Below are 21607 nucleotides of genomic sequence, written 5' to 3'. Positions count from 1 at the left end.
TCTTAGCTTCGATCTCACAGCCGCAGTCGGCAGGCGCTCGGCAGCGTCGGCCGTCGCACCCCTCCGAAGGGATTTCCTCGTGCCCAGCATCGATCTCACCGGCAAGGTCGCCGTCGTCACGGGCAGTGGCCGTGGCCTCGGCCTCGCCTACGCACAGGCCCTCGCCGCCGCCGGCGCCTCCGTCGTCGTCAACGACATCGACGAGGCCGTGGCCGAAGCGGCCGTGAAGTCCATCACCGAGGCGGGCGGCAAGGCCGTCGCCGAGGTCGTCCCGGTCGGTACGACCGAGGCGGCCGACCGGCTGGTGGGCCGCGCGGTGGAGGAGTTCGGGCGGCTCGACATCCTGGTCACCAACGCGGGCATCCTGCGCGACAAGGTGCTGTGGAAGATGTCCGACGACGACTTCGACGCGGTGATCAACACCCACCTCAAGGGCACCTTCACCTGCGCCCGCGCCGCCGCGATCCGTATGCGGGAACAGGGCGAGGGCGGCTCCCTGATCCTCGTCGGCTCCCCGGCCGGCCAGCGCGGCAACTTCGGCCAGACGAACTACGCCGCCGCCAAGGCCGGCATCGCCGCCTTCGCCCGCACCTGGGCGATGGAGCTGGGCCGCGCGAACATCACGGTCAACGCGATCGTCCCGGTCGCCGCCACCGCGATGACCGAGACCATCCCGGTCTTCGCCCCGTACGTCGAGGCGCTGCGCGAGGGCAAGCCGTTCCCGGAGTTCCTGCGCAAGGGCGAGGGCTTCGGCACCCCCGAGGACTGTGCGGCGCTGGTCCCGTTCCTCGCCTCCGAGGCGGCGCGCGGTGTCACCGGCCAGGCCATCGGCATCGGCGGCGACAAGGTGGCACTCTGGTCGCATCCGCAGGAGATCAAGACGGCGTACGCGAACGGCGGCTGGACCCCCGAGGCCCTCGCCGACGTCTGGCCGACCTCGCTGGGCGCCGAGCCGCAGACCGTGGGCATCCCCGCCCCGAAGATCCCGGAGGCGTGATGAGTCCCGCAACGCCCGCCATGAACGTGGACGAGCTGGTCGCGATCGACGTCCACACCCACGCGGAGGTGTCCTCCAAGGGCAACTCCTCCCTGGCCGACGACCTGCATGATGCCTCCTCCGCGTATTTCAAGGTCGAGGGCAAGCGCAAGCCCACCCTGGAGGAGACGGCCGCCTACTACCGCGAGCGGAAGATGGCAGCCGTGATCTTCACGGTGGACGCCGAGTCCGCGACCGGCACCGAGCCCGTCCCGAACGAGGAGGTCGCCGAGGCGGCCGCCGCCAACGCGGACGTGCTGATCCCCTTCGCCTCCATCGACCCCTTCCGCGGCAAGGCCGGCGTGAAGCAGGCCCGCCGGCTGGTCGAGGAGTACGGGGTGAAGGGCTTCAAGTTCCACCCCAGCGTCCAGGGTTTCTTCCCCAACGACCGCGCGGTGGCGTACGCCCTGTACGAGGTCATCGAGGAGACGGGCACGATCGCCCTCTTCCACACGGGCCAGACGGGCATCGGCGCGGGCGTCCCCGGCGGCGGTGGCATCCGGCTGAAGTACTCCAACCCGCTGCACGTGGACGACGTCGCCGCCGACTTCCCGCACCTCAAGATCATCCTGGCGCACCCGTCCTTCCCCTGGCAGGACGAGGCGCTCGCGGTCGCCACGCACAAGCCGGGCGTGCACATCGACCTGTCCGGCTGGTCGCCGAAGTACTTCCCGCCGCAGCTCGTGCAGTACGCGAACACCCTGCTCAAGGACAAGGTGCTCTTCGGCTCCGACTACCCCGTCCTCACCCCCGACCGCTGGCTCGCCGACTTCGAGAAGCTGCCGATCAAGGACGAGGTCAAGCCGAAGATCCTGAAGGAGAACGCCGCCCGGCTGCTCGGACTGACGAAGCCATGACGAAACCGTGAGGGGTACCCCCCATGTGCAATGACGGACAGGGGCACAGACATGCGCAATGAGGGACTGGGGTCGTGGCCCGCCCGCCGGGCTCGCAAGACCCCGGAACGCACCGCGCTGATCCACGGCGACACGAGCATCACCTACGGGGAGCTGCACGAGCGCACCACGCGCCTCGCCCACGCCCTGCGCGCCTCCGGCGTACGCCGCGGCGACCGGATCGCCTACCTGGGGCCCAACCACCCCTCGTACCTGGAGACGCTGTTCGCCGCCGGTACCCTCGGCGCGGTCTTCGTCCCGCTCAACACCCGCCTCGCGGGCCCCGAGATCGCCTACCAGCTGGCGGACTCCGGGGCCAAGGCGCTCGTGTACGGGCCCGCTTTCACCGGGCTCGTCGCGGGGCTGCCGGGCGACACCGACGTCCGTACGTATGTCGAGACCGGCGCGGAGTACGAGGCGCTGCTCGCCGGGGCCGAGGCCGAGCCGATCGACCAGCCCGTCACCGCCGACGACACCTGCATCATCATGTACACCTCGGGGACGACGGGCCGCCCCAAGGGCGCGATGCTCACGCACGGCAACATCATCTGGAACGCCGTCAACGTGCTCGTCGACCAGGACGTCATCACCGACGAACGCGCCCTGGTCTCCGCCCCGTTGTTCCACACGGCCGGGCTGAACATGCTCACCCTGCCGGTGCTGCTCAAGGGCGGCACCTGCGTCCTGGTCGAGGCCTTCGCCCCCGAGGCCACCTTCGACCTCATCGAACGGCACCGGATCACGTTCATGTTCGGCGTCCCGACCATGTTCGACCAGGTGGCCCGACACCCGCGCTGGGCCGACGCCGACCTGTCGTCGCTGCGGATGCTGTCCTGCGGCGGCTCACCGGTGCCGACCCCGCTCATCGCCAGGTTCCAGGAGCGCGGGCTCACCTTCCTCCAGGGCTACGGCATGACGGAGGCGGCCCCCGGCACGCTCTTCCTCGACGCGGAGCACGCCGTGAGCAAGGCCGGTTCGGCGGGTGTGCCGCACTTCTTCAGCGATGTACGGGTCGTACGGCCGGACATGACCCCGGTCGGCGTCGACGAGCCCGGCGAGGTCGTGGTCCGCGGACCGCACGTCATGCCCGGCTACTGGGGGCTGCCCGAGGAGACGGCCGCGGTCTTCGCCGACGGCTGGTTCCGCAGCGGGGACGCCGCCCGCGTCGACGAGGACGGCTATGTCTTCATCGTCGACCGCATCAAGGACATGATCATCTCAGGGGGCGAGAACATCTACCCCGCGGAGATCGAGGACCAGCTCCTGGCCCACCCCGACGTCGTCGAGTGCGCGGTCATCGGCGTACCGGACGACAAGTGGGGCGAGGTGCCTCGGGCGGTCGTCGTGCCGCGGGAGGGCAGCGCCTTGGACGCGGACGAGGTGCTGGCCTCGCTGGCCGGGCGGCTCGCCAAGTACAAGATCCCGAAGTCGGTGGTCATCGCGGACGAGCTTCCGCGCACCGCCTCCGGAAAGCTCCTCAAGGCCCGGGTGCGCAAGCGCTACGGCACCGACTCCTAGACAAGGAACGTCATATGAGCATCACCGTGAACGGCATCGACGAACTCAAGAAGCTCGACGGCAGCGACCTCGGCACAAGTGAGTGGATCGAGGTCACCCAGGAGCGCATCAACACGTTCGCCGACGCGACCGGGGACCACCAGTGGATCCACGTCGACCCCGAGAAGGCGGCCGAGGGCCCCTTCGGCGCGCCGATCGCCCACGGCTACCTGACCCTGTCGCTGTTCATCCCGCTGTTCACCGAGCTGCTGGACGTGGAGGGCGTGTCGACGAAGGTCAACTACGGCCTGAACAAGGTGCGTTTCCCGTCGCCGGTGAAGGTCGGGTCGAAGATCCGGCTGGTGGCCAGGCTGGCGTCGGTGGAGGACGTGCCGGGAGGCGTGCAGATCACGGTCGACGGCACGATCGAGATCGAGGGCGCGCCCAAGCCGGCGGCTGTCCTGCAGAGCCTTTCCCGTTTCTACGCGTGAACGCTCCGCTCCACGCGTGAGCGCACCGCCGGGAGCGCCCCAGGAGTGCCGGGGCGTGGGGAACCGCGGGACCGCGTGGCCGGTCGCGCGGTTCCCCATGCCCCTGACAGGCCCTGGTGCTCAACGTACGTCCACGAACACCGGGTTCGAGTAGAACCACGTGTCCTCCCACGGGTTCCCGTCGCCCGGCGTGTGCGGGATCGGGCCATGGGGGTCGGTCGCGGCGCCCAGGTAGCCCGCCCCGTTGCGCTTGCCGTCGCTGCCCCGCAGGCGGAGGTAGAAGGACTCGTCGCCGGCCGTGACCGGGATGCGCAGGGTGTACGTGCCCTTGCGGCCGCTCACGTCCCTGGTGTGGACGACCTTGGTGGCGGGGGCCTGCCAGGCGTCCCGGTCGGTCACCGGGCCGCGCACCGCGCCCCGGATGACGTCGACATGGGCCAACTCCGGCAGGATTCCCTGGGGGTTGGCGCGGGACGCGGTCGTCACCGTCACCTCCAGGGTGATCCTCTCGCCCTTGCGGACCCGCAGCCGGCCGCCCAGGGTGACGCCCCGGCCGGGGCTGCGGTCACGCTTCACGCGGACGTCGAGGCCGTCGAGGAGGTGGCCGTGGTCGAGCCAGACGCGGCCCGCGCGCAGGCCCCTCATCACCGCGCGGTAGCCGATGGGGGCACCGCCCACACCGTTTAGGTAGTGGGGGAGGGTGACGCCCACGTGGGTGCGGCTGAACTGGCCGGGCCAGAAGTCGCTGCCGGGCTGCGGGGTGTCGGTGTTCACCGGGTCGGGCAGCTTGCCCGTGTTGTCGAAGTTCTGCCCGGCCGGCCAGTCGCCGTTCTTCCAGGTGTCGAAGACGATCCGGTGGGCGTCCGAGTTGGTGGTGATCGAGAACAGCCTGCCCTCGGCCAGCATGGCGTCCCAGAGACCGCCGACGGTCGCCGTCGACCAGTCGAAACCGCCGTACGTGAGGAACGCCTCCGCCGGGTAGCCGGGCCAGGACTGGGCCGACGGCTTGTTCTCGTACTCGCCGCGTATCGAGGTGGCCCCCCGCCAGCCGGGGATCGCCGCGCCCTGGGCGCCGGGCGCGCCCTCCATGCCGATCATGATCTCGGGGGCCGCGTCCCGCCAGTCGCGCATCTCGTGCGGGGAGTCGATGCCGAGGCGCAGCGGGTGGTTGGCGAGGACCAGTACGTCGTCGACGTAGCCCGAACGGCGTTGCTCGGCGAGCCACTTGATCGCCTTCACCGCGTGCGCCTCGTTGCGGGCGGTGTCCGCGCCGCCCGCGGAACCGTCCGTGTAGCCGAGCAGCTTGCCGTCGTACGCGCGCTCGAAGCGGGTGAGGAGGTCGACCTCGTGCCGGCCGGGGGTCGTGAAGACCGTGCAGTGCTCGGCGGCCGGGATGTACCACTCCAGGCCCTGGAAGATCAGCTGCCGCGGGTTCTCGGCCCGTGCCTTCAGGATCTCCTTGTGCTCCAGCGCGGCACCGAAGTCGGCGTGCCCGAAGTTGGAGTGCTCGGTGAACACCATCCAGTCGAGGCCGTACTTCGCGCCCGCCGCGGCGAGCTGGGAGAACGTGTACTTGGCGTCGTGGCTGTAGACGGTGTGGATGTGGTGGTCGCCGACGAGGTAGGCGAGGCGCGGGTCTTCGCCGCCGTAGGGGCGGGAATCGGCGGAGGCCGGTGCCGCCAGGGTGCCCGTGGTGCCCATCGCGAAGGCGGCGCCGAACAGGCCCGCGCCGCGCAGCAGGCCGCGGCGCGACACGCCCTGCGCGTCCAGGTCGGCGGAGGAGACGGACGGATCGGCCCAGGCGGGCAGTTGCTGTTCGTGCGTGCCGGACAGGTCGGACATGGTCTGGGCTCCTTGGCGTCTCAGTGGTTCATGAACGACTTGACGGGCAGCGCCCGTTCGACGATGCGGACGTCACCGAGCCGCCCGTGCAGGATCTGGTCGATCTTCCCGGCGTACTCGTAGCCGCCGAGGATCCAGGGCAGGCCCACCGAGGCCAGCCCGACGGAGGCCGCCTTCGGATTGCGCGCGACCGGGCAGCCCTGGACGTAGAGCGTGGTGTGCTTCCCGTCGTTGACGATCGCGAGGTGCCACCACGTCTCCAGCGGGGTCTCCTGGCCCCAGTTGGTCGCGATGCCCTGCTGGTTGAGCGGTCGCACCGCCCACTGCGGCTCCCGGTCGTTCGACAGCGACAGCGTGGCCAGCGGCTCGTCCGGGTCGTCGGCGGTCTTGCCCGCCGCGCCGCCCGTGCCGGTACGGCCGAGGACACCGGCCCAGGCGTGGTTCGACGGGTTCCAGTCGGCGGGCAGCCGGTAGAACGCCTCGATGGTGTAACCACCCTTGAACGTCGCCGAGTTGAGCGGAGCCCCGTCGACCGTACGCAGGTACGCGCCCTTCAGCGGGGGCTTTCCGCCGTGGAACTCCAGGCTGCCGTGGCCGGGCTGGTCCGGGTGGTGGTCGGCCGACCAGGTGAGCGTGCCACCGCCGACCGGGACCAGGCCGAGGTCGTTGCCGCGTCCCGAGCGGTCGCGGATCGTGCCGCTGACGGCCGCTCCGTCCTCCTGCCCGTCGAAGCGCCAGTACGCGACCGTGCCGGGCACCAGTAGCTCCGCGACCGGCCTCGACGCCCGCGCGGGCACCGGCGCGAAGCCGGCGAACCGCTTGTCGAAGTCGACCTCGACCGTGAACCGGTCCGCGTCACCGGAGAGTTCGCTCTCCTGCCGCTCCAGCTCGTTGAGCCCCTTGGCGGCCCGGCCCAGGATCCAGGGGGAGATCGTCTCGACGTCGATGGTGTTCCGGTCGAGGTCGAAGCGGTAGAGGCGGATCATCGCCGCGCCGCCGAAGTACCGGTTCTGGTAGTTGGTGAGATGCAGATGGACATCGTTGTCGGCGGTGTTCTTCCGTGTCGCGCGCGCCGCCGGCCAGTAGTGCCCGTTGAGGGTGAGGAAGATCTGGTCGTGGTCCTTGATCAGCTGGTCCCACAGGGTCTGCCCGTACGAGGAGAGGGAGTCGTCCCCGTCCACCAGCTCGTGCGTGGTGAGGACGACCGGCGTCCTCGGGTGCCGGGCCAGGACGTCCTTCGCCCAGGCGAAACCCTTCGCGGACAGCCGCCAGTCCAGGGCGAGCACCATCCACTGCCGGCCGCCCGCCTCGAAGAGGTGGAAGGAGTTGTAGCCGTCCGGGGAGGCGCCCCCGAAGGCCGGCCCGCCCTCGAAACGGGCGGGCCCGAAGACGTCCAGGTACGGGGTGGGACCCCGCTGGTCGTCGGTGGAGGAGCGCACGTCGTGGTTGCCCGCGAGGACGCTGTAGCCGACGCCCTCGCGGTCGAGCAGCCGGAACGCCTCGCCGATCGCCGCGGTCTCCTGGGCGGTGCCGTTCTGGGTGAGGTCCCCGAGGTGGGACAGGAACACGATGTTCTCGTCCTCACCGTGCTCCAGGAGGTGGCGCAAGGACGCCTCGACGGGTTTCCTGTCGATGCTCGGTCCGTCGAAGAGGTACTGGGTGTCGGGCATGACGGCGAGCGTGAAGCGGCGGCTCGCGGGGTCGGCCCTGCGGCGCCGCGATGCCGCCCGCGCCGCGGAGGTGGGCAGCGCGACCGTCGCCGCCGCGCCCAGCAGTGCCGTGGCGCGGAGGAAGTTACGTCTGCCCGAGTGGGTCTGGGCAGACTCCTGCCCCGGTTCGTGCGAGGTGCACACAGTGACTCCGTAGAAAGGGTTCGTGGGTCAGAGCGCCCGAAGCGTCCACGACCAGCGGTGGACGCCCGACGGGACGAGATACGGGGGCGAGGTGTCGGGCCCGCACGAGGCGGTGCCCAGCCCCCGGTGCGCCGCGTCGATGTGGACCACGCAGCCCGGCCGGGGTGTCAGTTCGTCGTGGTGCGCGGCGGCCGTGAGGTCCTGGGCGCGGTGGCGGGTGACGGAGACCTGCCGGGGTCCGTCCAGCCGAACCGACAGGACGTGGTCGTCGCCGGAGAGCGTGAAGTGCCGTACACCGTGCCGGCCCCCGCTCTCCTGCGGACGCAGATAAGGGGTGAACAGCTCGTCCACGGTGGCCGAGTGGTGTCCGACGGGTGCTCCGGCCGCACGGTCCGGGTAGCTCTCCCAGGGCCCCTGCCCGTACCAGGCGAGGCGGTCGAAGCCGTGCGCGGTCTCGAACACCGTGCCGACGCGGGCCACGTCCGTCAGCCCGTCGGGCAGCACGGCGGTCTCCTCGACGAGGATCCGGCCGTCCACCAGCGCCGTGAACGCCTGCTCGTGCTCGACGGCCCCGGCCCCCGTCGCCCAACGGGACCGGACCCGCACGGTCGGCCCCTCGCGCTCCACGGCGACCGGCTCGCGCTCCGCGCGGTCCAGGCCCAGTTCGCGCCAGCGCTCGGCCATGCCGCCGAGGACGTCGTTGTCGGTCGGGGCCCGCCACAGGCTCAGGACCGGCGGGGAGGCCAGCAGCGGGTGCAGCAGCAGCCCGGCCTCGTCCGTCTCCGGCGGCGGGACGTGCCCGAGGTCCTCCTCGGCGCCCACCACCGGCTCGCCCTCGTCCGCCGCGTACCACCGCACCTGCGGGCAGCACAGCTCGGTTCCGCGCGGGGCCCAGGGTCCGTCGGCGGCCGTCGTCACCCGCAGGGTCAGCCAGATCTCGCCGGCCCCGCCTGCCACCTCGGGCCGGTCGATGACCGCCGAGCCGCCGGGCGGTACGTCGGGCAGCCGGGCCGGCAGCGTCCAGGTGCCGCCGTCGGCCGCCGCGAACTCCCACTCGGCGGCCAGCCACGACAGATCGCGGAAGTGCTGCCGGTTGTGCACCCGCAGCACCCGCCAGGTGCCCTCGCCCTCCACGGACAGCCGCACCGGGGCGGCGATCTCCCGGTGCTCGAACATCACCGGCTTGGGCGTGCGGTCGGGGAGGACGACCCCGTCGGCGATGAAGGCGCCGTCGTGGATCGTCTCGCCGAAGTCGCCGCCGTAGGCCCAGCGCAGGCCGGGGCCCGCGACTCCGTTCTCGTACAGCCCGGCGCCCCCACGCCCGGCCGGTCGTCCGTCGTTCACATGCTGGAGGATGCCGTGGTCCCAGAACTCCCAGATGAACCCGCCCTGAAGACCCGGTGTGGCCTCGATGGCGGCCCAGGTGTCGGCCAGGGTGCCGTTGCTGTTGCCCATGGCGTGCGAGTACTCGCACTGGATCAGCGGTCTGGTCTGCTCGCCCGACAGCGCGTGCGCCACACAGTCCTCGATGGGCGCGTACATCGGGCACGCGATGTCGGAGGCGTCGTCCGTGGCCGCCCAGTCCAGCTTCGCGGCCCCCTCGTACTGCACCGGCCGCGTCGGATCGTGCCGCCGCAGCCAGCCCGCGGCCGCGTCGTGGTTCGCCCCGTAGTCGGACTCGTTGCCCAGCGACCAGATGATCACCGACGGATGGTTCTTGTCCCGGAGGACCATCCGGGAGACGCGGTCCACGAAGGCGTTCAGATAGCGCGGGTCGTCGGCGATCTCGTGCGCGTGGTCGTGGGACTCGATGTCCGCCTCGTCGACGACGTAGAAGCCCAGCTCGTCCGTGAGGTCGTACAGGGCCGGGTCGCCCGGACAGTGGGAGGTGCGGATCGCGTTGAAGCCGAACCGCTTGAGCGTCAGCAGATCCGCGCGCATGTCCTCGTACGACACCGTCCGCCCGGTCAGCGGGTGGAAGTCGTGCCGGTTGACGCCCCGGATGTAGACGCGCTCCCCGTTGACCAGCAGATCCCTGCCGCGGATCTCGACCTCGCGGAAGCCGACCCGGTGGTGCGAGGTGTCCGCGACCGTGCCGTCGGCCCGGTGCAGACGGACGGTCAGGTCGTACAGCTCGGGGGTCTCGGCGTTCCAGGTCCGTACGTCGGGGACGACCGTCCCCATACGGGCCTCGCCGAGGAAGTCGGAGACCCGGTCGTCCTCGGTGTTGAGCCGGTCGAACTCGCGGTCCTGGGCGAGGAGTTCGCCGTCCAGCTCCCCGCTGACGTACCACCCGGCGGGCAGCGCGCCCGTCCCCGTCCCCGCCGCCGAGCGCACCCGGCAGTCCACCCGCAGCTCCCCGTCGCTGTGGGCCCGCACGCTCACGTCCGCGAGATACAGCGGATCGGTGGCGTACAGCAGCACCGGGCGGGTGATCCCGCCGAGCCACCACTGGTCCTGGTCCTCGATGTGCGAGGCGTCGGACCACTTCACCACCGTGAGCCGCACGGTGGCCTTCTCTCCGGGCCTGACCAGGCCGGACAGGTCGAACTCGGCGGCCAGACGGGAGTCCTTGGAGATACCGGCCGGCCGCCCGTCCACATGGACGAGCAGCACGCTCTCGGCCGCGCCGACGTGCAGGACGATCCGCCGGCCGGTCCAGTCGGCGGGTATGGCGACCTCCCGCTCGTACACACCGGTCGGGTTCCCGGCCGGCGAGTCCGGCGGGAACTGGGGCCACGGCATACGGACGTTGGTGTACTGCGGGGGGTCCTCCGCCACCTGGAGGGCCCAGGAACCGGGGAGTTCGGCCCAGGACCAGGCGGGGCCGGGTTCCCGGTCGGGCGACGGCAGCAGCTGGAACCGCCAGCGGCCGTCCAGCGACAATGCCCGGTCGCGCCGGTCGACGGCGTTCATGGGCAGCCGCCCCCAGGAGGTCACCTCGGGTGCTTCCCAGGGGCGCAGGGCGAAGAGTGCGTCGGTCATGACCGTTCCGAAGTGGGTGGTGACAGGGGGGACATGGTCGGCCGGGGCAGGATGCGGCCCCGCAGGCCCCAGGCCGGGTCGACGGGGATGCCGAGACGGTCCAGGACGGTGGGGGCGATGTCGATGAGGCGGGGCGAGTCCAGCAGGGTGCCGCCGGACATCCCGGGTTCGGCGAGGACGACGAAGACCTCTCGCTCGGCGTGGGTGTCGCCTCCGTGGCCCCCGGTGTCGAGATGGCCGTGGTCCGTGGTGACCAGGACCGTCCAGTGCTCGTCCGCCCGGACCGGGTCGGAGCGCCGGGCGCCGATGGCGTCCAACAGCCGCCCGAGGTGGGCGTCCTGGACGAGGAGGGCCCGGTCGTAGGCGGGGCCGAGGGGGCCCGTGGCGTGGCCGGCCTCGTCGGTGGCGCCGAAGTACACGAACACGACGTCCGGGTCGTCCTCGGTGAGCCAGCGCACGGCGGTGTCGGCGACGAGCCGGTCCGCGCTCTCGTAACCGTCGCACTCGCCGTCGTACGGCACGCGCCGGCCGATGGCGGGGCCCAGGGTGCCGCGGTGGACCAGCTCCGGCCAGGACACCACGGCCGCCGTGCGCAGAGCGGGCCGCGCGGTGGCGGCGCGGCTGAGGAAGTCGGGGTGGCGGGCGTAGTCGGCGCCGGTGAAGTCGTTGCCGGTGACCCCGTGCCGGTCGGGCCACACCCCGGTCAGCACACTCGACCAGCCGGGGCCGGAGTCGGTGTAGGCCATGCTGGTGGACGGCCCGCCCTCGGCCTGACCGTCCACCTCGCCGTAGGGCAGCAGGCTGCTGCCGTGGGCGCCGGCGGTCATCAGGCCGTGCAGCACGGGTGCCGTGGACGGCGGGCGAAGCGAGAGGGTCGTCCGCCCGGCCGGGGGCCGGGGGAGGGGCAGCCGGTCGAAGCGCACGCCGTCCATCCCCACCACGAGCACCTTGCCGCGCCCGGGCCGTCCTCCACCGCCGACGACATCCACCATCGCGCACCTGCCTCCCGGGAGCGGTTCAGCTGCCCTGTACCGCGCCCTCGGTGGCGCCCGCGATGAACCCGCGCGCGAAGATCGCGAAGACCACGACCAGCGGGATGGACGCCATGAGCACACCGGCCATGACCATGCTGTAGTCGGTGTTGTGGCCGAGGTTGAGCTGGGCCAGCTCCACCTGGAGCGTGACGTGCTCGGGGTTGGTGAGCACGATGAGGGGCCAGACGTAGTCGTTCCAGGCGCCGACGAAGGCGTAGATGGCGAGGAAGGACAACGCGGGCTTGATCATCGGCAGCGCGACGTTCCAGTACTGGCGGAAGAACCCGGCGCCGTCGATGCGCGCCGCGTCCAGCAGTTCGTCGGGCACGCCGTTCTCGATGTACTGGCGCAGCCAGAAGATGCCGAAGGCGTTGGAGAGGGCGGGCCAGACCAGTGCCTTGAGCATGCCGACCCAGCCGACCTCGGACATGAGGATGAACTGCGGCAGGACGGCCAGCTGCAGCGGCAGCATCATGAACACCAGCAGCGTGCCGAAGAGCACCTTGCGCCCGGGGAACTCGAACTTGGCGAAGGCGAAGGCCGCCAGGGAGTCGACGAACAGCACCAGGACCGTGGTGACGCAGGCGACGACGACCGTGTTGAGCATCGACCCGAAGAAGTCGATGGTGTCGAGCACATGCCGGATGTTCTCCAGCAGATGGGAGCCGAAGGTCAGCTTCGGTGGACTCTTGTAGATGTCGCGGGTGGTGTTGGTCGCCATCACGATCGTCCACACGAACGGGAAGACCGAGATCAGGACGGCCAGGACGAGGAAGACGTGCGCGGACAGGCCCTTGGGGCGGCGCGGCCGCTTCGTGCCTGTGGCCGGCCGTGGCGTGGCGGCTGTCGTCATGACTTCCTCCCTCGTTGCACGATGCGCCAGTTGACGGCGACGAGCACGATGATCAGCACGAAGAAGGCCCACACGATGGCCGCGCCGTAGCCGTAGTCGTTGTCGAGGAAGGCCGACTGGTAGAAGTACAGCAGCGTGGTCAGGCCCGCCTGCCCCGGGCCGCCGAGGTTCTGGTTGGCGGCGTTGCTGGCGAAGAGCACCTGGGGTTCGCTGAAGCTCTGCAGACCGTTGATCGTCGAGATGACGACGGTGAACAGGATGATCGGCCGCATGATCGGAATGGTGATCTGGAAGAACGTGCGGATCGGGCCGGCGCCGTCCATCCGGGCCGCCTCGTAGATCGTCTGCGGGATGGCCTGGAGGCCGGCCAAATAGATGATCATGTTGTAGCCGGTCCACATCCACGTCATCAGCAGCGCGATGACGACCTTGATCAGCCATGGATCGCTCAGCCACGGGACGGGTGAGATGCCGACCATGCCCAGGATCGCGTTGACCAGCCCGAAGTCGTTGCTGAACACCGCGCCGAAGAAGATCGCCACGGCGACGATCGACGTGACGTTCGGCACGTAGAGGGCGATGCGGTAGAAACCCTTGAAGCGGCGCACCGAATGCAGCAGCGTCGCCAGCACCAGGGCGCCGAAGAGGGTGGGAACGGTGGACAGGACCCAGATCGCCAGGGTGTTGCGGATCGACAGCCAGAAGACCGGGTCGTTCCAGAGGAACTCGAACTGCTGCAGGCCCACGAACTGCTTGGTGCCCAGGCCGTCGTAGCGCTGGAAGGACAGATACAGCGAATAGAAGACGGGGACGAACGAGAAGACGATGAAGATCAGGTAAAAGGGCGAGATCGCCAGGTACTGCCGCCAGAACGACAGCGCCCCAAGACGTCGGGGCCGCGTGACGCCCGCGGGCGGGGTGCGCCGCGGGCGGAAGCGGGCCGGGCCCGGCCCGCCACGGTGCTCGTGCACCGTGGCGGTGCCGGTGACCGGAGGTGACGACACCTCAGTTCACCCCCTGCCGCCTGGCGATCTGCTTGGCCTGGCCGACCGCGTCGTTCCAGGCGTCGTCGGGCTTCTTGCCCTTGGCCTCGATGCTGGTCAGCTCGGCCATGAAGGGAGCCATGACCGCGGAGTCGGCGGGCGCCTCGTAGCTCACGGGAATGGCCTCGGCGGCCGGGCCGAAGACCTCGATGATCTTCTGTCCGCCGAAGAAGGCGTCGGGGCCCGTCATGGCCTCCATCGCGTACGAGTCCGGGGAGGCGGGGAAGATGGCGGCGTCGGTGAAGCTCTTGGCGTTGTTGTCCGGGCTGAGGATCCAGCTGATGATCTTGAATGCCTCTTCGGGGTTCCGGCACTGCTTGGGCAGGGTCAGATAGGAACCGCCCTGGTTGGCCGGCCCGCCCGGCGTCGCGCAGACCCGCCACTTGCCCTTGGTGCCCGGGGCCGCCGACTCGATGTCCAGCGCGTGCCAGGCGGCGCCGACCTCGGTGGTCAGGCTCTTGCCGACGGCGGCGTTCCAGCTCTGGTCGTTGATCTTGGCGTCGAGGCCGAGCGTGTAGGCGCGGACCGCCGTGTCCCACGCGGCGCGGATGTGGTCCTGGTCGCCGATGAAGTGGTTGTCCTGGTCGATGAACCGCTTGGTGCCCTGGCCGACCGCGATGTTGAACACCGAGCCCATGTTGTTGACCAGGAAGGTGCCGGGCAGCGCCTTCTTCAGTTCGGTGCCCAGTGCGAAGTAGTCGTCCCAGGTCTTGGCCTCGGCGGCGACCTTGGCCGGGTCGGAGGGCAGCCCGGCCTTGTCGAACTGGTCCGCGCGGTAGAAGAGCGCGGTGGGGCCGATGTCGATCGGGAACCCGATCTGCTTGCCGTCCTCGGTCTGGGCGAGCTTGGTCTTCCACTCCAGGTACTGGGACGAGATCTTCTTGAAGCCCAGGTCGTTCAGGTCGAGGAAGCGGTCGGCGTTGGGCAGGAAGGAGGCGATGTCCTCGCCCTTGATGCCGGTGATGTCCGGCACGGAGCTGCCGCCCGCCGCGAGGGTGGTGGTGAGCTTCTGCTTGAAGTCGCCGCCGATGGAGGAACTGGTCAGCTTGGTCTGGCCGCCGAAGTGCGTCTTGGCCTCGGCGACCACCTTGTCGCTGAGGGCTCCGCCCCAGTACCACATGGTGAGGCTCTTGCCGTTCTTGGTGCCGCCGGATTCCGAGTCGCCGCCGCAGGCGACGGTCAGGCCGGAGGCTGCCGCGGTGAGCACGGCAGCCTGGAGGAAGCCTCTACGAGAAAGGTCCACGGGTCACTCCTGTTTATTCCTGTTCGTGGTACTTCGGGGCAATTTCTGGGGGGATCAGGGGAGCCGTGCGGGCGGGGTGACCGGGGCGTGGCGCACCGGTGGGCCGACGTCGGCAGGGATGCGGTCCGTGAGGAAGCCGTAGGTCTTCTTCAGGTCCGGGTCGGTCAGTGAGCGCCACCAGCGGTCGACGCCGTACCAGCCGGGCGCCGCCAGGCCTCCGCCGTGGTGCCCCACGGACAGTCCGGCGGACAGGACGGCGAACCTCAGCCGCTCCACCAGCGGCCAGCCGCCGAGGGAGGCGGCCACGAAACTCGCGCCGAAGACGTCGCCGGCGCCCGTCGCGTCGAGCACCTCGACGTCCAGGGCCGGGACTTCCGCGTACTCCCCGGTCGTCTGGTCCACCGCGACCGCGCCCTCGCCGCCGCGGGTGACCACGGCCACCGGCACCAGCTCGCTCAGCGTGCCGAGCGCGGCTCCCGCGCTGTCGGTACGGGTGTACGCCATCGCCTCGGTCTCGTTGGGGAGGAAGGCGTGGCACAGGGTGAGTTGGTCGAGCAGAGCGCGGGACCACTGCTGGGTGGGGTCCCAGCCGACGTCCGCGTAGATGTGCGTGCCGTTCGCGGCGGCCTTGGCGAGCCACTCGCGCGGCTCGGCCTCGATGTGCACGAGCGCCGTGCGCGCGTCGGGCGGGTCGCCCATCAACACGTCCTGGGAGTAGGGCGGTTCCTGGCCGTGGGTGACCAGGGCCCGGTCGTGGCCGTATGCGAGGGAGACGGTGACGGGGGTGTGCCAGCCGTCGGAGGTGCGCGAGAGGGAGAGGTCGACGCCTTCCTGGCCGGCGAGGACGTCACGGCAGTGGACGCCGTAGTGGTCGTCGCCGAAGACCGTGGCCAGGGAGGTCCGCAGGCCGAAACGGGCGGCGGCCACCGCGAGGTTGGCGATGCCGCCAGGACCGCAGCCCATGCCGTCGGTCCAGATCTCCTCGCCGGGTGTGGGCGGCTTGCCCAGCCCCGTGAGCACGAGGTCGTAGAAGAGCAGCCCGGTCAGCAGCGCATCGGGCCGGTCGTCGTCCACGCGTGCACCCTCTCGTCGAGACTTTCGGGGATCACTCTTCAAAAGTCTTCAATTTCGGTGCACAGATCGTGCGCGCCTCCGAGAGGTTTGGCAAGAGTCGAGCAGAAGTGAGCATAGAAATGATTGGGAATGACGAGTACTGTTCAGCGCGTGCTGGCAGAGCGACGACACCAACTCATCCTGCGGGCCCTGCGATCAGGGGGCCCGGCGGCCGTCACCGACTTGTCCGAACAACTCGGTGTGAGCCCCGCCACCGTCCGGCGTGACCTCGTCAGGCTGGAGGAGGAGGGGCTGCTCACCCGTGTGCACGGCGGCGCGGTGGTGGACGAGGGCGACCAGCCCTTCGCCGAGGTCGCCGAGGTGCGGGTGGCCGAGAAGGACGCGATAGCGGCGCAGGCCGCCTCGATGGTCCGTGACGGTCAGTCCGTACTCCTCGACATCGGGACCACCGCCTACCGTCTGGCCCGGCAGCTGCACGGCCGCCGCCTCACCGTGATCACCAGCAACCTGGTGGTCTACGAGGAACTGGCCGACGACGAGGGCATCGAACTGGTGCTGCTCGGCGGCATGGTCCGCCGCGAGTACCGCTCCCTCGTCGGCTTCCTCACCGAGGACAACCTCCGGCAGCTGCACGCCGACTGGCTGTTCCTCGGCACGAGCGGAGTGCGGCCCGGCGGACAGGTGATGGACACGACCGTCGTCGAGGTCCCCGTCAAACGCGCGATGATCAAGGCCGGCGACAAGGTCGTCCTGCTCGCCGACTCCGCGAAGTTTCCCGGTACGGGGATGGCGCGGGTCTGCGGTCCGGGGGAACTCGACGTGGTAGTGACCAACGGGTCGGTGGACCCGGGCACCCGGTCCTCGTTCGAGGACGCGGGGGTCGAGGTGGTCACCGTATGACCGCCCGGGGACGGGGCGGCTGACACGTGTCGGGACGGCCCGCATGTATGCACGATCGGCAAAGGTGGTAGTTGCGTGAAGCTGACGATTCTGGGCGGCGGAGGATTCCGGGTGCCCCTCGTGTACGGGGCGCTCCTCGGGGACCGCGCCGAGGGCCGGGTCACCCATGTCGTCCTGCACGACCTGGACGCCGAGCGGCTCTCCGCCGTCACCCGCGTCCTGGCCGAACAGGCGGCGGAGGTGCCCGACGCCCCCGAGGTGACCGCCACCACGGACCTCGACGAGGCCCTGCGCGGCGCCGACTTCGTCTTCTCCGCGATCCGTGTCGGCGGTCTGGAGGGCCGCGCGGACGACGAGCGGGTGGCCCTCGCCGAAGGCGTCCTCGGCCAGGAGACCGTCGGTGCCGGCGGCATCGCCTACGGCCTGCGCACGGTCCCCGTCGCCGTGGACATCGCCCGGCGCGTGGCCCGGCTCGCCCCCGACGCCTGGGTCATCAACTTCACCAACCCGGCGGGCCTGGTCACCGAGGCCATGTCCCGCCACCTCGGCGACCGCGTCATCGGCATCTGCGACTCACCCGTGGGCCTCGGCCGCCGCATCGCCCGCGTCCTGGGCGCCGCGAATCCGAAGGAGGCATGGATCGACTACGTCGGCCTCAACCACCTCGGCTGGGTCCGCGGCCTGCACATCGCCGGCCGCGACGAACTCCCGCGCCTGCTCGCCGACCGCGACCTCCTCGGCTCCTTCGAGGAGGGCAAGCTCTTCGGTGTCGACTGGCTCCAGTCCCTCGGCGCGATCCCCAACGAGTACCTGCACTACTACTACTTCAACCGCGAGGCCGTACGCGCCTACCAGGCGGTCGAGAAGACCCGCGGCGCCTTCCTCAAGGACCAGCAGGCCCACTTCTACGAGGAGATGCGCCGCCCCGGCGCCCACGCGCTCAAGGCCTGGGACCGCACCCGCGCCGAGCGCGAGGCCACCTACATGTCGGAGAACCGGGAGACGGCGGGCGCCGGCGAACGCGACGCCGACGACCTCTCCGGCGGCTACGAGAAGGTCGCCCTCGCCCTGATGCGGGCCATCGCCCGCGACGAACGCACCACCCTCATCCTCAACGTCCGCAACAAGGGCACCCTCTCGGCCCTCGACACCGAGGCCGTCATCGAGGTGCCCTGCCTGGTCGACGCCAACGGCGCCCATCCGGTCGCCGTCGCCCCCCTGCCCGACCACGCCACCGGGCTGGTCTGCGCGGTCAAGGCCGTCGAACGCGAGGTCCTGGCCGCCGCGGAGTCGAGTTCGCGCGCGACCGCGGTGAAGGCCTTCGCCCTGCACCCGCTGGTCGACTCGGTCAATGTGGCGCGCAGGCTGGTCGAGGGGTACACCGAGGTCCACCCGGGCCTGGCGTACCTCAAGTAGGCTCACCGCCGGAAAGCGCTTTCCCCCGCTCGCTCCCTCCCTGGAGACCCGTCATGCACGACGAACGCCGCCGCATCGAGGAACGCGTCGAGCGCGTCCACACCCAGCGCGTCAAGCCCGCGATCTACGCGGCTTCCGCGCCCTTCGAGGTCGAGGCCTGGCAGGCGCCGGGCGAGCCCGTCCCCTTCGAGGAGGCCGCGGCCGCCTCGTACACCCCCTTCGCGATGGACACCCCGTGGGGCCCGCCGTGGGGCACGACCTGGTTCCGGATGCGCGGACAGGTGCCCGCCGAGTGGGCCGGCCGGCGCGTCGAGGCGGTCATCGACCTCGGCTTCGTCGGCGACTGGCCCGGCAACCAGGCCGAGGCCCTTGTCCACCTCGCCGACGGCACCCCGCTGAAGGCGGTCAACCCGCTCAACCAGTACGTGCCGATCGGCAACCCCGTCCGGGGCGGCGAGACCATCGACTACCTGGTCGAGGCGGCCTCCAACCCCGACATCCTCGCCGACAACTTCTCGAAGATCACGCCGATGGGTGACATCCTCACAGCCGGCGACAAGCCCCTCTACACCTTCCAGCGCGCCGACCTCGCCGTCCTCGACGAGGAGGTCTTCCACCTCGACCTGGACCTCCAGGTACTGCGCGAACTCATGGTCCACCTCGGCGAGCACGAGCCCCGCCGCCACGAGATCCTGCACGCCCTGGACCGGGCCATGGACGCCGTCGACCTCGACGACGTCTCCGGCAGCGCGACGGCCGTCCGCGAGATCCTCGCCCCCGTCCTCGCCAAGCCCGCCCACGCCAGCGCCCACACCATCTCCGGCGTCGGCCACGCCCACATCGACTCCGCCTGGCTCTGGCCCATCCGCGAGACCAAGCGCAAGACGTCCCGCACCTTCTCCAACGTCACCGCGCTGGCCGACGAGTACGAGGACTTCATCTTCGCCTGCTCCCAGGCCCAGCAGTACGAGTGGGTGCGCGACAACTACCCGCAGGTGTGGGAGCGCATCAAGAAGGCTGTCGACAAGGGCCAGTGGGTGCCGGTCGGCGGCATGTGGGTCGAGTCCGACGGCAACCTGCCCGGCGGTGAGGCCATCGCCCGCCAGCTCGTCCACGGCAAGCGGTTCTTCATCGAGAACTTCGGCATCGAGACCAAGGGCGTCTGGCTGCCGGACTCCTTCGGCTACAACGCCTCCTACCCGCAGCTCGCCAAGCTCGCCGGCAACGACTGGTTCCTCACCCAGAAGATCTCCTGGAACCAGACCAACAAGTTCCCCCACCACACCTTCTGGTGGGAGGGCATCGACGGCACCCGCATCTTCACCCACTTCCCGCCGGTCGACACCTACAACGCCCGCTTCAGCGGCGAGGAGATGGACCGCGCCGTCCGCAACTACCAGGAGAAGGGCGCCGGCACCCGCTCCCTCGCACCCTTCGGCTGGGGCGACGGTGGTGGCGGCCCCACCCGCGAGATCATGGAGCGCGCCCGCCGCCTCGCGGACCTGGAGGGCTCACCGAAGGTCGTCGTCGAACACCCCGACGAGTTCTTCGCCAAGGCCCGCGCGGAGTACGAGGACGCCCCCGTCTGGAACGGCGAGCTGTACCTCGAACTCCACCGCGCCACGTACACCTCCCAGGCCCGCACCAAGCAGGGCAACCGCCGCAGCGAGCACAAGCTGCGCGAGGCCGAACTCTGGGCGACCACGGCCGCGCTCCACACGCCCGGCTACGCCTACCCGTACGAGAAGCTCGACCGCCTCTGGAAGACGGTCCTCCTGCACCAGTTCCACGACATCCTGCCGGGCTCCTCGATCGCCTGGGTCCACCGCGAGGCGGAGGCGGAGTACGCGAGGGTGGCGAAGGAACTGGAGGAGCTGACGGCCGAGGCGGTCACGGCCCTCGGCGGCGGCGACCCGCGGGTCTTCAACACCAGTCCGCGCGACCGGGCCGAGGTGGTCCGTACGCCGACGGGTGCACCGTTGTACGTGACGGTACCCGCGAACGGCAGCGCGCCCCTCACCGCCGCCGAACCCCCGCACCCCGTCACCGTCTCCGGCCGCGTCCTCGACAACGGCCTGGTCCGGGTGGAGATCGCCGAGGACGGCACCCTCGCCTCCGTCCGCGACCTGCGTGCCGACCGCGAGGTGCTCGGCGACACGGGCAACCTGCTCCGTCTGCACACCGACCTCCCGAACTACTGGGACGCCTGGGACGTCGACAAGCACTACAAGAACCGCTACACGGACCTGCTGGACGCCGAGTCGGTCACCGTGGTCGAGGAAGACCCCCTGCTCGGCGCGATCCGCGTGGAGCGCTCGTTCGGCAAGGGCTCCCACATCACCCAGACGATCACCCTGCGCGCCGGCAGCCCCCGGATCGACTTCGAGACGGACATCGACTGGCACGAGGCGGAGAAGTTCCTCAAGGCCGGCTTCCCCATCGACGTCCGCGCGCCCCACTCCTCCGCCGAGATCCAGTTCGGCCATATCCAGCGCCCCACCCACACCAACACCAGCTGGGAGGCGGCCCGCTTCGAGGTCTCCGGCCACCGCTGGGTACACGTGGCCGAGCCCGGCTACGGCGTCGCGGTGATCAACGACTCCACCTACGGCCACGACGTCTCCCGCACGGTCCGCGAGGACGGTACGACCACCACGGTCCGCCTCAGCCTGGTCCGCGCCCCGCGCATCCCGGACCCCGAGGCCGACCAGGGCAAGCACCGCATCACCTACTCCCTGCTCCCCGGCGCGAGCATCGAGGACGCGGTCGCCGAGGGCTACGCCCTCAACCTGCCGCTGCGCGTCGCCGACGCGGCGGGCGCCCCCGAGCCGGTCGTCTCCGTGGACGGCGAGGGCGTGACCGTCGAGGCGGTCAAGCTCGCCGACGACGCCTCCGGCGACGTCGTGGTCCGGATCTACGAGTCGAGCGGCGGCCGGGCCCGGGGCGTCCTGCGCACCGGCTTCCCGCTCGCCGGGGCACAGATCACCGACCTGCTGGAACGCCCCCTGTCGGAGGCGGCCACGGACGGGAACGGCGTCCCGGTGACGCTGCGCCCCTTCGAGGTGCAGACACTCCGGCTGGCGGTGGGGGAGAAAAACTAGGGAACGAAAAACAGCTGGTCGCGGCGGGTGGACCGCCCGCCGCGACCACGGTGCGTTCCTTCCACGACACCTGGAATGCGCCCGTCGCCCCTGGGACACGGGGGCAACGTGACCGGCTCGACTACGGCACCCCGGACCACGGCACCTTCCGCCCCGGCTCGGCGACTGGTCCACCACCATCAGGTCCGGCCGCATCCAGCCGACCCGCGAGGCAGACCCGGCCTCGGAACTCCCGGCCCGTCTGGGGGAGTTGGCCGAGACTTGGGGCTACCTGAGCCCCTGCCCCTGAAAGGGGCGCGGGGAACCGTGCGACAAGCCCCCACCGACCCGCACCCGACCAACT

The 21607-nt window shown here is 70.6% G+C and carries 15 protein-coding genes; 7 read left to right on the top strand and 8 right to left on the bottom strand.

Translation table 11 applies throughout. From position 1 onward, the window contains the following. The first annotated feature begins 79 nt into the window (after positions 1–79). Genes OG622_RS09990 through OG622_RS09975 form a run of 4 tightly spaced genes read left to right on the top strand, consistent with a single transcriptional unit; the run spans position 80 to position 3920 of the window. A complete protein-coding gene (locus tag OG622_RS09990; RefSeq protein ID WP_371574957.1) occupies positions 80–997 on the top strand; it encodes an SDR family NAD(P)-dependent oxidoreductase in 918 nt (305 codons plus the stop codon). Between the two features lie 20 nt (positions 998–1017). Beyond that, positions 1018–1893 (top strand): amidohydrolase family protein, encoded by an 876-nt coding sequence (locus tag OG622_RS09985; protein WP_046703723.1) that lies wholly within the window; start codon positions 1018–1020, stop codon positions 1891–1893. A gap of 51 nt (positions 1894–1944) precedes the next feature. After that, on the top strand, positions 1945–3450 hold the full coding sequence (gene menE, locus OG622_RS09980) for an o-succinylbenzoate--CoA ligase (protein WP_371574956.1): 1506 nt from the start codon (positions 1945–1947) through the stop codon (positions 3448–3450). 14 nt (positions 3451–3464) lie between these two features. Continuing rightward, positions 3465–3920, top strand: coding sequence for a MaoC family dehydratase (locus OG622_RS09975; RefSeq protein WP_371574954.1), 456 nt, complete (start codon positions 3465–3467; stop codon positions 3918–3920). 120 nt (positions 3921–4040) lie between these two features. Here OG622_RS09975 and OG622_RS09970 read toward each other — a convergent pair whose 3' ends face one another. From OG622_RS09970 to OG622_RS09935, 8 genes are read right to left on the bottom strand one after another with little or no spacing between them, the layout of a single operon-like run. Beyond that, a complete protein-coding gene (locus tag OG622_RS09970) occupies positions 4041–5762 on the bottom strand; it encodes a PHP domain-containing protein (RefSeq protein ID WP_371574952.1) in 1722 nt (573 codons plus the stop codon). Between the two features lie 20 nt (positions 5763–5782). Beyond that, positions 5783–7615 carry a LamG-like jellyroll fold domain-containing protein gene (locus OG622_RS09965; RefSeq protein WP_371574950.1) on the bottom strand — a complete coding sequence of 611 codons (1833 nt, stop codon included), beginning with the start codon at positions 7613–7615 and terminating at the stop codon, positions 5783–5785. Between the two features lie 27 nt (positions 7616–7642). Further along, positions 7643–10600 (bottom strand): glycoside hydrolase family 2 TIM barrel-domain containing protein, encoded by a 2958-nt coding sequence (locus OG622_RS09960; RefSeq protein WP_371574948.1) that lies wholly within the window; start codon positions 10598–10600, stop codon positions 7643–7645. Then, complete coding sequence (locus tag OG622_RS09955; RefSeq protein WP_371574946.1) at positions 10597–11592, bottom strand: alkaline phosphatase family protein; 996 nt, start codon at positions 11590–11592, stop codon at positions 10597–10599. The genes OG622_RS09960 and OG622_RS09955 overlap by 4 nt, the downstream gene beginning before the upstream one ends. Positions 11593–11617: 25 nt before the next feature. Beyond that, positions 11618–12487, bottom strand: a complete 870-nt coding sequence (locus OG622_RS09950) for a carbohydrate ABC transporter permease (protein ID WP_371574944.1) — start codon at positions 12485–12487, stop codon at positions 11618–11620. Then, positions 12484–13458: a carbohydrate ABC transporter permease gene (locus tag OG622_RS09945; protein ID WP_371584052.1), complete on the bottom strand. Its 975-nt coding sequence runs from the start codon at positions 13456–13458 to the stop codon at positions 12484–12486. The genes OG622_RS09950 and OG622_RS09945 overlap by 4 nt, the downstream gene beginning before the upstream one ends. 34 nt (positions 13459–13492) lie before the next feature. After that, on the bottom strand, positions 13493–14773 hold the full coding sequence (locus tag OG622_RS09940; protein WP_371574942.1) for an ABC transporter substrate-binding protein: 1281 nt from the start codon (positions 14771–14773) through the stop codon (positions 13493–13495). Positions 14774–14827: 54 nt separating this feature from the next. Next, positions 14828–15847, bottom strand: a complete 1020-nt coding sequence (locus tag OG622_RS09935; protein WP_371574941.1) for a carbohydrate kinase family protein — start codon at positions 15845–15847, stop codon at positions 14828–14830. 150 nt (positions 15848–15997) lie between these two features. On the opposite strand from OG622_RS09935, the gene OG622_RS09930 reads away from it, so the two are divergent. From OG622_RS09930 to OG622_RS09920, 3 genes are all read left to right on the top strand, one after another. Further along, positions 15998–16747 carry a DeoR/GlpR family DNA-binding transcription regulator gene (locus tag OG622_RS09930; RefSeq protein WP_371584051.1) on the top strand — a complete coding sequence of 250 codons (750 nt, stop codon included), beginning with the start codon at positions 15998–16000 and terminating at the stop codon, positions 16745–16747. 75 nt (positions 16748–16822) lie between these two features. Further along, entirely contained in the window at positions 16823–18163 is a 1341-nt protein-coding gene (locus OG622_RS09925) for a 6-phospho-beta-glucosidase (RefSeq protein ID WP_371574939.1), read from the top strand. Between the two features lie 53 nt (positions 18164–18216). Further along, entirely contained in the window at positions 18217–21264 is a 3048-nt protein-coding gene (locus tag OG622_RS09920; RefSeq protein WP_371574937.1) for an alpha-mannosidase, read from the top strand. Positions 21265–21607 lie beyond the last annotated feature (343 nt).

The sequence above is a fragment of the Streptomyces sp. NBC_01314 genome (assembly GCF_041435215.1).
GTDB lineage: Bacteria > Actinomycetota > Actinomycetes > Streptomycetales > Streptomycetaceae > Streptomyces.
Note: the sequence above shows the minus strand (reverse complement) of the source record. Positions and strands in the feature narration are given on the sequence as shown.

Coding starts and splice junctions, on each gene's coding strand:
- OG622_RS09985 (WP_046703723.1), top strand. CDS start 1,018: ATGAACGTGGACGAGCTGGTCGCGATCGACGTCCACACCCACGCGGAG.
- menE (WP_371574956.1), top strand. CDS start 1,945: ATGCGCAATGAGGGACTGGGGTCGTGGCCCGCCCGCCGGGCTCGCAAG.
- OG622_RS09975 (WP_371574954.1), top strand. CDS start 3,465: ATGAGCATCACCGTGAACGGCATCGACGAACTCAAGAAGCTCGACGGC.
- OG622_RS09970 (WP_371574952.1), bottom strand. CDS start 5,762: ATGTCCGACCTGTCCGGCACGCACGAACAGCAACTGCCCGCCTGGGCC.
- OG622_RS09960 (WP_371574948.1), bottom strand. CDS start 10,600: ATGACCGACGCACTCTTCGCCCTGCGCCCCTGGGAAGCACCCGAGGTG.
- OG622_RS09955 (WP_371574946.1), bottom strand. CDS start 11,592: ATGGTGGATGTCGTCGGCGGTGGAGGACGGCCCGGGCGCGGCAAGGTG.
- OG622_RS09950 (WP_371574944.1), bottom strand. CDS start 12,487: ATGACGACAGCCGCCACGCCACGGCCGGCCACAGGCACGAAGCGGCCG.
- OG622_RS09920 (WP_371574937.1), top strand. CDS start 18,217: ATGCACGACGAACGCCGCCGCATCGAGGAACGCGTCGAGCGCGTCCAC.